Here is a 17,762-nt window from a genome sequence, read left to right on the forward strand (position 1 = left end):
GGGAACCTCGCTGCCCGGCATAAGGTTACTTGAGTAATCAACTAGGAGGATGGGGATCCAGCGGTGGATGCGTTCGGAATACGTAACAGTCTCATTGAGGGCTACAGGTCCTTTACCGAGGGCTTTGTGGACATTGAGGATGAGCGCATCCGGGATGCCGTCGAAAAGATGGGCGATGAGGGCCGGCAGTGGCCCGATCCATGGCTGTCCCTGAACCCGTCATTCAAGTCGGGCGGGTGCATCGACGAACTCGTGTCGAGGGGCATCCTGCACGAGGAGTGTAGTGCGATCTTCCGCCGCAAGACTGACCTGACGGACAAAGGCAGCGCACCCATTACACTCCATCAGCATCAAGCAGACGCTGTGGAAATCGCCGCCAGGAAAGAATCGTATGTCCTCACGACGGGCACTGGATCCGGCAAATCCCTGGCCTACATCGTTCCGATAGTCGACCGTGTACTTCGCGAAGGCAGCGGCAATGGGATCAAGGCCATCATCGTTTATCCCATGAACGCTTTGGCCAACAGCCAGATGGAGGAACTGTCGAAGTTCCTGGACAACGGCTACAACGGCCAGGGACCCGTCACGTTCAAACGCTACACCGGGCAGGAAAAGGGCGAGGAACGCCAGGCGATCCTGAAGAATCCGCCGGACATCCTTCTCACTAACTACGTGATGCTTGAGTACGTCTTGACGCGACCGGAGGAACGACAGTCGCTGATCCGTGCTGCTTCCGGTCTTCAGTTCCTGGTGCTTGATGAACTGCACACGTATCGGGGCCGCCAAGGCGCGGACGTTGCCCTCCTGGTGCGCCGACTCCGTGATGCCTGCCACGCTCAGGCAAGCCTGCAGTGCGTTGGAACGTCGGCCACGATGTCGAGCGGCGGCACCGTCCAAGAGCAGCAGCAAGACGTCGCCGAGGTCGCTTCTCGAATATTTGGGACCAACGTCCCTCCGGAAAACATCGTGACCGAATCTCTTGTGAGGGCAACTTTGGACCGGCAGCAGTCGGCTGAGGCGCTACGGGATGCGGTGCGCGAACGGGGCGACGCCGAGTTCACAAGCGCCACACTGAGCGGCGGATACACCCTGATGCAGTCAGATCCGTTGGCCTCGTGGATCGAGGATACATTTGGTCTCACCACGGAACCTTCCTCGCAGAAACTGATCCGGAGTGTGCCGAAGACGGTGACCGGTGCGGCAGAGGTTCTGGCTGAGGTGACTGGCATGGACGCCAAACGCTGCGCCACAGCTATTCGTGCCACCCTCTTGGCGGGCTCAAAGGCGAAATCCATGGCCACCCAGCGGCCGCTGTTCGCATTCAGGCTTCACCAGTTCATCTCCAAAGGCGGCTCGGTCTATACGACGTTGGAGCCTGAAGCAACGCGTCTCATCGAGACGGAATTTCAGGTCACCAGTGGGTCTGAAGAGAAGCGCCTTTATCCATTGGCCTTCTGCCGGGAATGCGGCCAGGAATATCTCATGGCCAGACTTATTGATTCAGATGAGGGGAAGCTGTTCATTGCTCGCCATGAGCTGAGGTTCCAGGACGATGGCGGTACCGACCACGGCAAGGACGGGTACCTGTTCATATCCATGGACCAGGAATGGCCCGCGGATGCAGTGAAGGCAGGCCGACTCCCTTCGAGCTGGCTCACGAACACCGAGGCGGGGCACCCTGTCGTCGAGTCGAAGCGGAAACGGCTGCCTGTCCGGTATCGGGCCGCTCTCAACGGTGAGGCCAGTCTGGACAATGAATACACGGCCTCAAATGGCCAGCTCGTAACCTGGATTCCTGGCAGTCTCGGCTTTTGCCTCAATTGTCAGGTCACGTATGAGTCTGCCCGCAGCGGCGAGTTCTCCAAGGTGGTCACCTTGGACAGAGAGGGCCGCAGCAGCGCGATGACCGTCATCGCAACCAAGTTGGTGCAACTTCTGAAGTCAGATGCCGCCAGTGACCTGAGTGACGAAGCCAAGAAGCTACTCACGTTCGTGGACAACCGCCAGGACGCGTCTCTCCAAGCAGGGCACCTGAACGACTTCGTCCAAGTCGCCCAGCTACGCTCAGCCCTCTACCGAGCAGTAGCCGCTGCCGGTGACGAAGGCATCGAGGCCGATGAGCTCGGAGCGGCCATCGTCAAGACCCTGAGCCTGAAATGGGCTGACTATGCCCAGATCGAGGATCCGCTGGACCCCAAGCCGACGGTCCGTGCATTGAACGACGTTGTAACGTATCGCGCCCTTCGGGACCTACAGCGAGGCTGGCGGATTACCCTGCCAAACCTCGAACAGACCGGCCTTCTGCTAGTGGACTACCCCCACGCGAAACTCCTGGCGGAGCAGGAAAGCCGCTGGGAGCGCGCTCACTACATCCTGAGGGACCTCGACGGCGGCAAGCGCGAAGAGATCATCCGCGTCCTGTTGGACGAGTTCCGGCGCGTCCTCGCGATCGAAGCCGAAGAACTCACCGTGGACTCACTGAACAAGGTCAAGGGGCGAAGCCGCGAGTATCTGACAGGCATTTGGGCGTTGCCGGAACGGGAACCCGATCCGAATGTAGGGCTCGTCTCCACAGAGCCGAAACGTGGCGCCAGTTTCCGCAATCTCCTTCCTGTCACAGCGCATGGCACCTTCGGCCGATGGCTGGCAAGAACTGCCGTGCCTGCAGGATCGTCCGCCGGCAAGCTGACGATGGCCGAAGTGAATGAAGTGATCGCATCCTTGTTCGAGGTGCTTCTCAAGACAGGCCTCATCACCGAAGCCGTCGAAGGGAAAATGGCCGGGTACCGGTTGAAGCTTTCGGCGATGGTACTTCGCAAAGGTAAGGGTGAATTCGGCGCTCCTGACCTACTCCGTCGTAGCTATCATGCCGACCAGAAACCCAGAGTTATCAAGTTCTTCAAGGACCTCTACCTGGAAACCGGCACCGAACTGGCCGGCCTGAAAGCATCCGAACACACGGCACAGGTACGGTCCGAAGACCGTGAGGCCCGCGAGCAGGCCTTCAGAACGGCGGACCTGCCGCTGCTGTTCTGCTCGCCCACCATGGAACTCGGTGTGGACATCGCCGACCTCAACGCGGTAGCCATGCGCAATGTGCCGCCTACCCCGGCCAACTACGCCCAACGCAGCGGCCGTGCCGGTCGCTCGGGCCAACCCGCGCTCGTCCTCACCTACTGCGCAACCGGCAACGCCCACGATACGTACTATTTTGAGCGCTCTCATCTCATGGTCTCCGGCCAGGTGCAGCCACCGCGGTTGGACTTCGCCAACGAGGATCTGATCCGCTCGCATGTTCACGCAGTTTGGCTGGCTGAAGCCCTGGCCGCCACAAGCACCGGACTGGGAAAATCGCTGAGTGGTCTTCTCAAGCTAGAGGACAAGAAATACCCGCTCCAACCGGAAATCAAGTCTTTCCTGGAGGACCCCAGCGCAGCAGATCGGGCCAAGGTCTCTGCGGCATCACTCCTGAGCGCCATGAAGTCCGAGCTCCAGGAGACCACGTGGTGGTCGGAGGGCTGGGCGGACTCGGTCATCGACAATGCTTTGGATTCCCTCGACTCTGCCTGCGACCGTTGGCGCCAGCTGTACCGAAGCGCACTGACAGAGCAGGACGCCGCTCACAAAGCCAGCCAGGACCATTCGGTTACTTCGAAGCAGCGTGAAGATGCGATCAACCGTCACCGCGAGGCTGGACAGCGTCTGGAGATTCTCCTGAATGACTCGGACGCCCAGGGGCAATCCGATTTCTACACGCTCCGATATCTGGCCTCCGAAGGGTTCCTGCCTGGCTATTCCTTCCCCCGGCTACCGCTGGCCGCGTTCATCCCCGGCATTCGCAAGGGGCGGGACAACAGCAGCACCTGGCTCCAGCGCTCGCGGTTCCTGGCCATCAGTGAGTTTGGTCCTGACGCCCTGATCTATCACGAGGGCGCGCGGTACCAGGTCAAGCGAGTAAGCCTCCCTCGAGATTCAGAAGGCGGCGGGGCCGGCGATGTTGTCCTTTCCGAAGCTCGCGTTTGCGAAGCCTGTGGCTACATCCATGACCGGCGGGCCGGTGTCGACGTCTGTGAATCCTGCCAAACCCCTCTGGGCGGAAGCTGGTCCAACCTAATGCAGCTGCAGTCGGTGATTACGCGCCGGAGGGAACGTATCAGCGCCGATGAAGAGGAACGGAACCGCCAGGGGTTCGAACTGGTGACCACCTACCGTTTCGCGAATCACGGCAAGAAACCGGGACGCTCGGACGCCGAAATGTACGACGGCGATGAACTATTGGGCGAGATTCGATACGGAGACGGGGCCACAGTTCGGGTAACGAACCTTGGCCGACGGAACCGTGCGGCGAAAGACAAACACGGCTTCTGGCTGGACCTGATCACAGGAGAGTGGCTCTCCGAGAAGCGGGCCACGGAAGACACCTCGGAATCTCCGGATTCCGAGGACATGACCGTGGAGCAGTCCAAGAAAAAGCAGAAGGTTACGCCCTTCGTTGAGGATCGCCGGAACATCGCAGTCATTCGCTGGGCCGAGGAACTTACAGATGACGCTGCCACAACCATGCAGTACGCCATCGAGCGCGGAATAGAAGCCGTTTTTCAGCTCGAGGATTCCGAGCTCGCCAGCGAGCGGCTGAGCGATGCCGATGATCGCGGACGGCTCTTGTTCGTGGAAGCTGCCGAAGGGGGCGCTGGAGTACTTCGCCGGCTGCAAAGCGAACCGGACGCAATGGCAAAGGTTGCAACCAAGGCCCTCGAAATATTGCACATCGATCCTGACACGGGACAGGAGCATGAGAGCTCATGCATTCGTGGCTGCTACCGTTGCCTACTCACCTACGGCAACCAGCGCTCGCATGAGTCCATCGACCGCCGGCTGGTGGTTGACTTGCTCAAGAGGCTTGCCGGCTCTGTGGGCAGACCGTCAACCCCGGATTTCACAGCACCGGAGCAACCAACGCCGGAGGGGCAAGCGGTAACGTCTCGAGCCCAGGGCGTCCTGGACTACTTGGCATCCAACGGCCTCAACCTTCCGGACGCAGTGGGGCAGGATATTGAAGGGCAGATTGTCGATTTCACGTACATCAGCAAATTGTCAGTGCCCACATGTGTGATTGTGGAGGACGAGTCGCGCCCGCCAGCGGACGAGATGACGCTGACTTTTGCAAATTGGAACGTCATCACACTCGCTAAAGATCAGGAATTAGACGTGTTCGTCAAAGAGCATGCAGGCGTTTTTGGAGCAACGAAGTGAGTATTTCAACGGCCGAGGTAAGTTTCGCGGTTGGTTCATTGGTGTCGGCACGTGGTCGTGAATGGGTGGTCCTGCCGGAAAGCGATCGCGATTTTCTTGTCCTCAGGCCGATTGGTGGGACTGACGATGACATTGCGGCGGTGATTCCCTCCCTGGAGAGTGTCAGCTCCGCGTCATTCGGATTGCCGAAAGCCAGCGATCTCGGCGATGACCGCAGTGCCCGGCTCCTACGCGATGCGCTGCGTATTGGCTTTCGCTCCAGCGGCGGACCCTTCCGATCTCTTGCAGGTTTGAATGTCTCTCCTCGCCCGTATCAGTTGGTGCCGCTCCTGCTTGCCCTGAGGCAGGATGTCGTCCGTCTCCTCGTCGCGGACGACGTCGGCATCGGCAAGACCATTGAAGCCGGCCTCATCGCCTCCGAGCTGCTCGCGCAGGGCGAGGCGAGCGGTCTCACTGTCCTCTGCCCGCCCAGCCTGGCGGAACAATGGCGGCAGGAGTTGTCTCAGAAATTCGGCATCGATGCAGAGTTGGTTCTTCCAGGGACAGCCCGGAAACTGCAGCGGGCCGCCGGCTACGACCAGTCCATTTTTGAGCACTTCAAGCACACCATCGTTTCCACTGACTTCATCAAGTCGGAATCAAAGCGCCACGATTTTCTCAGAACGGCCCCAGACTTGGTCATCGTCGATGAGGCCCATGGCGTGTCTGCCGATGATTCAGGCAAGGGAGGTGCCGGCCGAACCCAGCGTTACGAGTTGGTCCGAGGCCTCGCCGATGACAAGGATCGCCACCTGATTCTGGTCACGGCGACCCCCCACTCCGGCAATGACGGCGCATTCCGCAACCTCATCGGCCTTCTGGACGACAGCCTGAAAACGGCCGACTTGTCTGGCGAAGCTGGCAGGAAAAAACTCGCAGAGCACATGGTCCAGCGCCGTCGCGTGGATATCCGCAGCTACTTGGACCAAGACACAAAATTCCCCAAGGACCGCGAGACAATCGAGGTCCCGTACAAATTGTCCAAGGAACACCGCGCGTTCTTCGATGCCGTCCTGGACTACGTCCGCGGACGTGTGCAGGACAAAACTGGGACAAAGCTGGAACAACGAATTCGCTGGTGGTCAGCGTTGGCTCTGCTGCGTTCCATGGCTTCTTCCCCGGCCGCGGCTGCTGCAACGCTGAACACACGCGCAGTGGCCGATGAGTCTGAGTCGGATGCAGTGGCCGAGAAGCGTGGCATGACGCTGGTGATGGATCAGGTTGAGGACGATGGCGGTGAGGGAATCGACATCATCCCGGGTTCCAGGCCAGATGGTCTTGATGAGACGTCGCGCGAGAAATCTCTGCTCAACAAATTCCGGTCCACAGCTCGGGAGCTGGCTCAAGAACCGGCAACGGACGCCAAGCTCCAGCTGCTGCTGACGAAAGTCCAGCAATTGGTCAAGGACGGGTACCAACCCATCGTATTCTGCCGATTCATCCACACGGCCCACTATGTTGCCGACTTCCTACGCCAGTCGCTGAAGAAGAAATTCGACGTCGAAGTTGTCACGGGGGAGCTTCCCTCCGAGGAACGGGCGGCGCGTATAGCGACGCAGGCCGAGCGGGCCGGGGATACGCCGAAGGTCTTGATTGCCACCGACTGCCTTTCCGAGGGCGTCAACCTTCAGGAGGGCTACCAAGCGGTGGTCCACTACGACCTTGCGTGGAACCCCACCCGTCACGAACAACGCGAAGGGCGCGTGGATCGCTTCGGCCAGCTTGCCGAGAAGGTCCGTGCCCTCACGCTCTATGGCGATGACAACGGCATTGATGGCATCGTTCTCAACGTTCTGTTGCGTAAGCATGAGAGCATACGCAGAGACCTGGGTATTAGTGTTCCAGTGCCGCCCCGAAGCGACCAGATTCTTTCGGCCCTGCTGGAAGGAATTCTGATGCGAGGCAAAGACGGCGACCAGTTGGAGCTCTTCAGCATGACGCCCGAGGCCGAACAGCTCGAGGCTGAGTGGCGAAGCAGCGCGCAAGAGGAAACCACGAGTCGCTCAAGGTTTGCCCATAACACCGTCCGACCGGACCAAGTGCAGGCTGTGGTGGAAGCTGCCCGTCGGAGCCTTGGCGATCCAGAAGACGTTGCCGACTTTGTCCGCGCGGCACTGGAGGAAACCGGCGCCCATATTGCGGACACGGCAGACGGGTTCACTGCCGAGCTGACGGCCGCCGTACCTGGCATCCGGAACGCCTTGGGAATGGGCCCAGCCAACGGACATAAACCCATGAAGTTCGCGAAGGATTTCCCGACTCCTCGTAGTACTTCGGTGCTGGTGCGCACGGATCCAATTGTTGCCGCAGCGGCTCAATACGTCTTGAACTCCGCATTGGATGAGCAGCTGTCTGGCAAAGAGCGACCTGCTCGCCGATGCGGCTTCATCAGAACCAACGACGTCGAAAAACTCACCACCGCGCTGCTGGTCCGGTTCCGCACGAAGTTGGTTCTGCCTGCCAGGCTCGGTGACCGAACGGACATGGCGGAGGAAGCACGGATCGTCGCGTTCACGGGCTCCCCGCAGAACCCAGTCTGGTTGGACGAGGACCAGGTTGAACAACTCTTGCTGTCAAAGCCGGCCGCCAACGCCCCGGATGCGGAGAACATGATGTCAAAAATCCTTGGACACCTTCCATTGCTGACGGACACTCTGAACGGGAAAGCCCAGCAAGTGGCGGAAGAAATCCGCGATGCTCACCGCGAAGTACGCATTGTGGCCCGAGGCGAACGTGCCGGCCAGCTCGGTATCCGGGGCCTGAGTGTTGAGGCGAATCTTCCTGTGGACATTCTGGGCGTGTACGTCTACAGCCCGGCTGGAGGCAACTAATGAGCACGGCTTTTCAGGCGATTTCAGTTGTAGGCGGCGTTGTTCCGCCATCGCTGTTGGGCAGGATCCAGGCTGGCGAGGTTAACGACACCAAGAGCACGGACCCCGGCAGCTACCATCTTGCAGGCACTGAGACAGTTCGCGATGCAGCGTCCCGGTCTTGGAGTTACTTGCAAACTGCATGGCATTCATGGCGGGAGCTGGACGCCAGGAAGCGTCCCGAAGGTCGTGGTGCGGGCACTGGCGATGCCCGGCAAAAGTGGCTCCTGGTACTGTTGCGGGAGTTTGGCTATGGCCAGGTACCGGCAACAACAGGTGGCCTGCAGATCGGCGAGGCTGTGTATCCCGTGTCCCATCGCTGGGAGTCAGTTCCCATTCATTTGTTGGGGCCCGGCGTTGACTTGGACAAACGGAATCCGGGCGTGGAAGGTGCAGCCAGGGCGCCGCAAGCCATGGTGCAGGAATTCCTGAACAGAGAAGACGGATATCTCTGGGCTATCCTCAGCAACGGCCTCAAACTGCGGCTGCTGCGGGACTCGACCGCCCTTGCAGGGTCGGCCTATATCGAGTTCGATCTGGAAACCATTTTCGATTCTGATCTCTATCCCGAATTCCAGCTTCTTTGGCAGCTTTGCCATCAGTCCCGCCTGGACCAGAAGGGTGGAGTGGAGGCGCCGCCGGCCGATTGCTGGTTGGAGTTGTGGCGGAATGAGTCTGTTGACGCGGGTGCCCGTGCTCTGGACAAGCTGGGTGTGGGAGTAGAAAGGGCTCTTAGTCATTTGGGCACCGGCTTCTTGCAGCACCCAAGCAACACCTGGCTGGTAGAGGCGCTTCACAGCGGCGAACTCAGCCACAGGGAGTTTCACAAAGCTCTGCTGAGGACGGCCTACCGGCTGTTGTTCTGCTTCGTGGTGGAGGACCGGAACGCTCTTCTGATCCCCGATGCGCCCGTCCAGGCACGCGAACGCTATGCCAAGTACTTCTCCACCCAGCGCCTGCGCAAGCTCTCCAGAACCCGCGACGGCGGTCCTCACCCGGACCTGTGGCGCACTCAGAAACTGGTGCTCGGAGCGCTGGGCGGCGAGGGCCTCGAGGCTTTAGCCCTCCCCGCGCTGGGTGGTCTATTTGATCCCGATCCGCGCGCGAAGAAGTTGGAACACCAGCCGCACGCTGACCTGCTGCTCGGTACAGATATGGCAAATCAGGACTTCCTCAGAGCGATCCGGAGCTTGGGCTGGGTTATTGGCAAGGGAGATCGGCTTCAGCCCGTTGACTACCGACACCTGGGCGCAGAAGAGCTCGGTTCGGTATATGAATCGCTGCTGGAGCTCGTGCCGCGCCCCGACCCGGAAACGCGAAGCTTCGAGTTGGTCCGGCTGTCCGGTAACGACCGGAAGACTACTGGTTCGTACTACACGCCACCCAGCCTCGTTTCCGCACTGTTGGACACCGCTTTGGATCCGCTCATCGATGAGGCCGTCAATGGCGGCAAGGACGCTGAGGATTCAGAGACCCGCCTACTGGCGTTGACAGTGTGCGACCCCGCATCCGGCTCGGGCGGCTTCCTCGTCGCAGCCGCGCGCCGCATCGCCCGTCGACTGGCCGAAGTGCGAGCCGGTGAGAATGAACCAACGCCCGACGCTATCCAGCATGCCCTGCACGACGTCGTTGAGCGCTGCATCTACGGCGTGGACATGAATGACCTCGCCGCCGAACTGGCCAAGGTGTCTCTATGGTTGGAAGCAATGGAGCCGGGCAAACCCCTTGGATTCCTGGATGCCCGCATCAAGATCGGCAACAGCCTCCTGGGAACGACGCCCGCGCTGTTGGCCGTGGGAGTGCCGGATGAAGCGTTTGGCGTTTTGGAAGGCGACGAGAAGAAGTACGCCGCCGAGGTCAAAAAGCGGAACAAGCTCGAGCGGCCGAAGGCCGGAAGCCGCTTTGGCGAACTCGGTCAAGAGACCTTCAGCCTTGGAAGCACGGCATCAGGATTCGCAGGGATCATCGGAGACCGACTTGCCCTGGTCAAGCCTGTCTCCAGTGCTGCCGAAGCGCGTTCCCGCGCCAAACAGTACGCGGCTTTTGATAATTCCGCTGATATGGAACAAAAGCGCCTCCACGCGGACGCCTGGTGCTCAGCGTTCGTCTGGCCGCTAAACGCTCATGAAGCCGAACCGCCGACATCCTCCATCGTCCGTCAGCTGGGCGATGCAGGCGAGGCAGCCGGCTATGCCGGCACTGTCTCTAAAATCAAACAACTTTCACTGGAATATCGTTTCTTCCACTGGCATCTGGAGTTCCCCGAAGTGTTCGGGGACCCTGAATCCGGGGATGACGTCGGAGCTGAGGGCTGGCCCGGCGGCTTCTCCTGCATGCTGGGCAACCCGCCATGGGAGCACATCGAGCTCAAGGAACAGGAGTTCTTTGCCGCCCACAATCCTGAAATTGCCGCTGCAGCGGGTGCCAAACGAAAGAAGCTGATATCCGAATTATTTGCTTCGGATCCAATTCTCGACGGACAGTTCCGCTCGCGAAAACGTGAGATCGATGGTCTGCGGCATTTTGCTTCCGTCTCGGGGCGCTATCCCTTTACTGGACGAGGCCGTGTGAAGACTGATCCCATCTTTGCTGAGCTGTTTCGCTCAATGACCCACCCGGATGGACGCACTGGAATCATTGTCCCCACGGGCATTGCAACGGATCACACAACTCAGTACTTCTTCAAGAATTTGGTTGAGACGGGCACCGTGGCTGCGCTCTATGATTTCGAGAACGCCAGACCCATATTCGAAGGCGTCCATCGGAGCTTCAAATTCTGTTTGCTCACTATGGCTGGGCGGCTGGCTAAAGAAGAAGTGGCGTCATTTGCCTTCTTCCTGCATGACCCCGCGGATATATCCGTCTCGGAGTTCGCTCTGACCCCCGAGGAGATCAAGCTCATCAACCCCAACACCGGTACGCTTCCCATTTTCCGTACACGTCGTGACGCGGAAATTACGTTGGGCATCTACAAGCGGGTACCGGTCCTCATCAACGAAAATGACCCCATAAATGGCAACCCATGGGGTGTCTCGTTTATGCAGGGTCTCTTTAACATGACCTCTGATTCGCATCTTTTCCACACTCGCGAGCAGCTTGAAGCTGAGGGCTGGACGCTCAACGGCAACGTCTTCGAACGTGAAATTAGCGGGGGGGGGGTAGCTAGAATGCTTCCGCTCTACGAAGCCAAGATGTTCCATCAGTTCGACCACCGCTGGGCCACCTACGAAGGAACGGACGTCCGCGACACGGCCCTCGCCCAGAAGCAGAACACCAAGTTCACGGTGCTACCGCGGTACTGGGTTGCAGAGGAGTTTGTGGAGGAGAAGCTTAAGGACAGCTGGGACACCCCTTGGCTCCTGGCATTCCGCGACATTGCTCGATCGACTGACGAGCGCACGATGATCGCGAGTGCGCTGCCGAGGGTCGCCGTAGGGCACACAGCGCCGATCGTCGGCGCCGATTGCCCGCTTCTGCTCACCGCACTATGGTCCTCGTTGGCCTTTGACTACGTGGCGCGCCAAAAGGTGGGTGGCACACACATGACCTACTCCTACCTCAAGCAACTGCCCATGCTCGAAGGCAGTGTTCTCATCGAACCAGCGCGGTGGGATGACTCTTTGACGGTCCGCGAGTGGATCGAGGACCGGGCGGTGAAACTCATCACGAACGCAGACGACATCGCTTCAGCCATGGGGACAGACGCACGGACATGGGATGAACACCAACGCACCTTCATTCGCGCCGAACTCGATGCCGCATTCCTCATATTGTTCGGAGCTAATTCGGCCGAAGCGGAGCACATCCTGGACTCGTTCCCGATCGTGCGACGCAAGGAATGGATCGAACACGGTCGATTTGTCACTAAGGAGCGCGTCCTCGCGGCCTATGCCGCACTCAGCGATGCCATGGCGTCCGGCCGACCCTACGTCTCACCGCTCACAAACTCAGAGGGAGTACCCGCATGACAACAACCACCGAGCGCATGCTCCCCCTGTACGAAGCCAAGATGATCCACCAATTCGACCACCGCTGGGCAACCTACGAAGCGACGGGCGTGCGCGATGTCACACTGGCAGAGCGTCAGGAAGCGGACTTCATGGTCATCCCCCGATACTGGGTTCCACAGTTGGAGAGCGATGACCGTTTGGATCAGCGCTGGGAGCGGAGTTGGAGCTTCGCGTGGCGCGGAATTGCTCGCTCAACGGACGTTCGGACTGCCATGGCATCATTTGCTGGGACAACCGCTGCTGGAGGGAACTACGACTTCCTTTTCTCGAAGACCTCGCCTCTGGGTTTCACCTATATATCTGCCGCCATCAACTCCTTCGTTTTCGATTTCGTCGTGCGCCAAAAGCTGACCGGAATGCATCTTCAGTTTTCAGTCATGAATCAATTGCCTGTTCCTCACACCAGATCAGATACTGGTGTCGCCTGGAGCCAAAGTGACACCATCTGGAGGTGGATTGCGGATCGGGCGATTGAGTTGGTGTACACGAGCCGAGATCTGCAGGCTTTGGCCAATGACTTGGGATACGGGTTTGAGCCATTTCTCTGGGATGACTTCCGAAGGAAGACTCTTCGTGCGGAAATCGATGCAGCAATGTTCCACGAGTATGGCGTTCCTCGAGAGGAAGTCGGATATATCCTGGACACCTTTCCTATCGTGATCCGGAAGGACGAGGCTGAATTTGGCGAGTTCAGGACCAAACGATTGATCCTCGAGGCCTTCGACTCCATGCAGTCCGCTATCGACAGCGGAATCCCTTTTGAATCGACCCTGAATCCGCCGCCTGGCCAAGGCCCTCGCCACCCCGCGAAGGACGTCCCAGCATGAGCGATTTTCAGTGGAACCAGTTCATGGCCTTCGCCGCGCGCTTTGCCAAGACAGTCGACCTCGAAGCTGAGGAATACACGTACAAGCTCGCCTTGGCAGAGCGTCTCAGGGTGGCTCGGAAAGCCTTCCTAAACCACGACCAGGGTTGGTTTGAACAGCTTCGCGGAGCGCTTGCTTCAGCGAACCTGATCGATCAGTACACCATGATGAGCTTCACTGCGCTCGGTCGGACCGAACCGGAGATCTTGCGTGGAGTAATCGAGTACGTGTGGGCCGGAGAGCCGGACGTCGGCCGGCTGAATAAATTCGGCGAAGCGTTGGGGCCATACAATCCCGAGAGGTTCACCAACGGCAGCGTTGCCACTCTGGGTGCAGTCCTGCTGCTAGGGCGGGATCCAGAACAGTTTCCGCCGTACCGGGCGAGGGCCGTCAAGAAGTTCTTGAAGCTTGTCGGGTGGGAAGACCGCGGAACGAACGGCTTGCCAGCCCTCCGGTACGAAATCTTGCTCGATGCCCTCGATGAAATCCTTCGTTTGGCACCGGAACACGGCCTGCAATTGCGGGACCGGTTGGATGCGCAGGGCCTTCTATGGACCGTCATGAATGTGGACCCAACTTCTGAGTGGAGCGTCGCCGATAGCGTGGCCCTCCGGGAATGGCGTGGCGATAAAGTGGAAAACGATTCAATTGAGGCGCGGCTATTCGGACCGTATCCGGCGACGGAGGCGGCCGCGCGCGCCATTATAGATGCCGGTCTTCTGTTGCAGTCGTCGCCGTTTGGTGGAGGCGAACCGACGTGGACGCTGAAGAACGCTCAAGAGATTTTCCAACGGGTCATCGTCAACGCAGATATCGGAACGGGGACGTTCCTGGGCAAGCTGGAGCTACAACTTTCGGGTGCTTCGGCAGGCGTTATACGTTTGGCAGCAGAATTAGTTGCACTGCAGACATTGCCTCTGTCGAATCTCACAGCCGCAACTCGGCGCGGGCGCATCAAAACAGTTCTGTCGTGGCTCGGAGAAGAGACGAGTCTTCCGAAGGTCATAGATGAAGGGCTCGGTGCCGGCGGAGCCTTCCATGGCGGTACCGGCTTCAACATGTACCAGTGGAAGCATCTCGGTTGGCTCGCGAGTCTCATCGTCGCGATTCGTCAGCAGGGGATCACGCCGGATCAACTCTTGGAGGACCCTGAGCAGCTTTTGCAAGTGACGCAATCTTTGGACGAGGATGTCCAGGCCATTCGCTACGCCTTCGAGTACTTGGTGTGGCCGTCCTTCGCTGAACCCGTAGTTAACCGAGGGCACCGTGTACGGATCCGGAATGCGTTTGCGCCTGTCATCGGCGGAGGGACGGGCAACACGGATATTGATATCGCTCGGGACCTGCATCAAATCCAGTCAGTGATGACTGAACGGGATGGGCACAGGATCGAATGGTATGACGAACCATACAGCTTCGAATGGATGGGGCATAAGACCGGAGGGCAGCGTGCTTGGCTTGTCCGGCAAAATCAAGGCGGAATAGCCATGATGGACCAGTGGCTGGCCGAGGAGTTTGTCTCGACTCGGGCACAGCATCTTGGGTCGCCGGCGCCCGGGTCCAGCTTTGAAGAGGTGCAGAGTGCGGTCAACTCTGGATACCAGCACATCGATTATTCGGAGCGAAAAGTCCGCGCGTTCGAGTATTTTCGCTTCCTAAGTCAGATGAATGTTGACGACCTCGTTCTGACTCCGTTCGGGGACAAACTCTACTTGGGAGTTGTAACCGGGGAAGCTGAATATGTGGACGACGAGACCTCACGGCTGAGGCGTGAGGTTGTGTGGCGGAAACAACCAATCAGCAACGTCGACTTGCCCGCACCGCTGCCCCGGCTCCTCGAGGAGCAGGGATCAGTTGTGGATCTGACTGACGGACTCTCGGTCATCGGCGCGTGGTACACCGAGGATGACAACGCCGAGGACGGAACGGCGGAACCCGAGCCGATCGTGCAGCCGCAGGCCGCCGTCGTACCTCAACTGCGGGAAGCGACGGCTGAGCTGGCAGGCAGGCTCCATGTCGAGCAGAAACACTTGCAGGAAATCGTCCGGCTCCTCCAGACTCGGCAGCAAATTGTGTTCTATGGACCGCCAGGCACTGGCAAGACATACCTTGCCGGCAAGATTGCCCGCTTCTTGGCCGGTGAAGAGCATGGTGATCACGTCAAGACCGTGCAGTTCCACCCGTCGTATGCCTACGAGGACTTTTTCGAGGGCTACCGCCCGGCGAAGACCGAGGGCGAAAACGTCGGGTTCAGCCTCGAGCCAGGGCCGCTGCGGAGGATTGCGGCGGAAGCATCGCTGGATGGGAATCGGGACAAACCATACTTCTTGATCATCGATGAGATGAACCGAGGCAACCTGGCAAAAATCTTCGGTGAGCTGTACTTCTTGCTTGAATACCGGGACCAAGGTATCAACCTGCAGTACAACCCGCAGCAGACGTTCGTCTTGCCGCCCAACCTGTTCATCATCGGCACCATGAATACCTCGGACCGATCCATTGCCATGGTTGACGCGGCCATCCGCCGACGCTTTGCGTTCGTGGAGCTGCACCCGCAGGACGGCATGATTTCCGGGTTGCTCGAGAGGTTCCTTACCGCCAACGGCAAACCGTCGCTGCGCGCAGATCTCTTGAACGCCCTTAACAACGAGATCGAGGCCACCAATCGAGACCTGATGATCGGGCCCTCATATTTCATGAAGCCTCATGCCGAGACTGACGAAGGACTTGAGGAAATCTGGAAATACGAACTGCTGCCTCTGCTGGAGGAACAGTACTTCGGGCGGCTCAGCCGGGACAAAGTGCGGGAAAAATTCGGACTGGGAGCAATGCGGAAGAAGGCAGGCCTGGACATGGGGCCGGTTGATATTTCCTTGGTCGCTGGACCGACCCAGAGTGGTCCAGCGGACGGTGCACAGTCCGACGAATTGGAGCAGTTGTTCACCGAAACGGACGAAGCCGAGGCTTGATGGTCCGCCACATAGTCCTCGACGAGCTGAAGCCTTTTCCGGAAGCTGTTGAGCTGGATTCGGAGGTGGCGGCTACGCTCGGCGAATCCGGTCTCGTGACGGTTGTGCCTGCGCACGGCGGTCAATGGACCTTAATGCCTTGCGGAACGGTTGGTGCCGTACAGATCGGTGAGCTGCTCGTGGAGGTCAAACCGAAGCGCAAAATCGGGTTGGGTCGTTTGCTTTTCCTGCTGGGGTACGCGAGGAACCCGGGCTTCCGCCCGGACGACGTTGCCGGCGTCGAGGATTCTGACTTGTTTGCCTCACTGGCTGAATCGCTGGCGCGTCAGACAGAGCGTGCTCTCGAGCGCGGTGTGCTTCATGGCTACCTCCACGTGGAAGAGGCGCTGCGCACGGTCCGCGGACGTATCCGGGTAGGGGACCAAATGACTCGCCGGCCAGGGATGCTCCTTCCTTTGGAAGTCGCTTATGACGACTACACCGTGGACATTGCCGAGAATCGGATCCTCCGAGCTGCTGTGCGACTAATGATGCAGGTGCCGCGCCTCGCGTCCGATGTCCGTGGCCGGCTGGCGCACCTCGACGCGAAGCTTGATGGCGTCTCATTGATACGGTTCGGTGCGCCACTGCCGGCATGGACTCCGAGCAGGCTGAACGAGCGCTACGGTCCAGGGTTGCGTTTGGCGGAGATCGTGCTGCGCAACATGTCCGCGGAAACCGGGGTTGGTACCCGGACCGTTGCATCGTTTGTTGTGACCATGGCCACCGTGTTCGAGGACTTCGTGACCACCGCATTGCGCGAGGCGTTGGATCCATATCCGGGGGAGACAGAAGGGCAATTTCCGACAGATCTGGACGAAGCCGAGCCTGGGTACAGGGCCACGGACCGGGTGGGGATGTTCGTGGACATTGTGCATTCCGTGGGCGGTGCGCCGGCCATGGTTTTTGATGCTAAATACAAGGCACCCACTGAGACGAATGCACCAAATGCAGACCACTACCAAATGTTGGCGTACTGCACGGCGCTGGGTGTTTCCAAGGCTTGGCTCGTCTATGCCGGTCCTGGCGGTCGGCGTAATCGACGCATCCGCAACACCGGCATTTCCGTGGAGGAGTTTCGCCTGGATATTTCCCAGAGACCGGAGGCATTGCTGGCGCGGGTGCAGGAGCTGGCGAATTCGTCTTATTTGGAGTTCAGAGCGGGTAATTATGGCATGAATTATTCATCGAACTTGCAGAGCGGGATGTGACGGATCCTAAAGATCTCCAGTTTTATCCAGGCGTGTCCCGTCAAAGTCCCGCATGTACTAATGTAGGATGGCACCTGCAACAGATTTCGATTTTGGGGGCGACATGTCATCGGGAACTTCTGCTAGTCCACATATACACAATGCGGCTTGTGAGACGGCGGCGCAGGCGAATTGCCAGTGTTTCTGTCATGGAGCGGGTCATCAAAATGACCTGATCGTTCGCGCAGCTTTGTGCTCAAATACGGCGGACTTTACATCTCTTAGCGACAATTTGCAGAAGATATTGGGGGGTTTTCATAAGACCTTTCGCGATGTCGTTACTCCTACTCGCGGAGCTCGAACTGTCCCGAAAGGCGCCCAAATCGGCTCCCTCAGTTTGTCGAAACTGAGTGGTGCGACGTGGTGTGAAACACTTCTCGTTGACGAAGCCTTGCACGCAGTTTTCATAGATGTTGCTCAGGCGAGCCTGAAGAGTAGCCAATCGGTGAGGGACGCGCAGAAGGCG

Annotated in this window: 6 protein-coding genes; all 6 read left to right on the plus strand. The window is 59.1% G+C overall.

The genetic code is table 11. From position 1 onward, the window contains the following. The first annotated feature begins 126 nt into the window (after positions 1-126). From NVV90_RS05165 to NVV90_RS05190, 6 genes are read left to right on the plus strand one after another with little or no spacing between them, the layout of a single operon-like run. On the plus strand, positions 127-5,253 hold the full coding sequence (locus NVV90_RS05165; RefSeq protein WP_258440122.1) for a DEAD/DEAH box helicase: 5,127 nt from the start codon (positions 127-129) through the stop codon (positions 5,251-5,253). Next, positions 5,250-8,123 (plus strand): DEAD/DEAH box helicase, encoded by a 2,874-nt coding sequence (locus NVV90_RS05170; protein WP_258440123.1) that lies wholly within the window; start codon positions 5,250-5,252, stop codon positions 8,121-8,123. The genes NVV90_RS05165 and NVV90_RS05170 overlap by 4 nt, the downstream gene beginning before the upstream one ends. Beyond that, positions 8,123-12,130 (plus strand): SAM-dependent methyltransferase, encoded by a 4,008-nt coding sequence (locus NVV90_RS05175; protein WP_258440124.1) that lies wholly within the window; start codon positions 8,123-8,125, stop codon positions 12,128-12,130. Before NVV90_RS05170 ends, NVV90_RS05175 begins: the two co-directional genes overlap by 1 nt. After that, positions 12,127-12,999 carry a hypothetical protein gene (locus NVV90_RS05180; RefSeq protein ID WP_258440125.1) on the plus strand — a complete coding sequence of 291 codons (873 nt, stop codon included), beginning with the start codon at positions 12,127-12,129 and terminating at the stop codon, positions 12,997-12,999. Before NVV90_RS05175 ends, NVV90_RS05180 begins: the two co-directional genes overlap by 4 nt. Continuing rightward, positions 12,996-16,007, plus strand: coding sequence for an McrB family protein (locus NVV90_RS05185; RefSeq protein WP_258440126.1), 3,012 nt, complete (start codon positions 12,996-12,998; stop codon positions 16,005-16,007). The genes NVV90_RS05180 and NVV90_RS05185 overlap by 4 nt, the downstream gene beginning before the upstream one ends. Further along, entirely contained in the window at positions 16,007-17,257 is a 1,251-nt protein-coding gene (locus NVV90_RS05190) for an McrC family protein (protein WP_258440127.1), read from the plus strand. Before NVV90_RS05185 ends, NVV90_RS05190 begins: the two co-directional genes overlap by 1 nt. Positions 17,258-17,762: the final 505 nt, after the last annotated feature.

Origin of the sequence: Arthrobacter sp. CJ23 (assembly GCF_024741795.1) — a bacterium.
GTDB lineage: Bacteria > Actinomycetota > Actinomycetes > Actinomycetales > Micrococcaceae > Arthrobacter.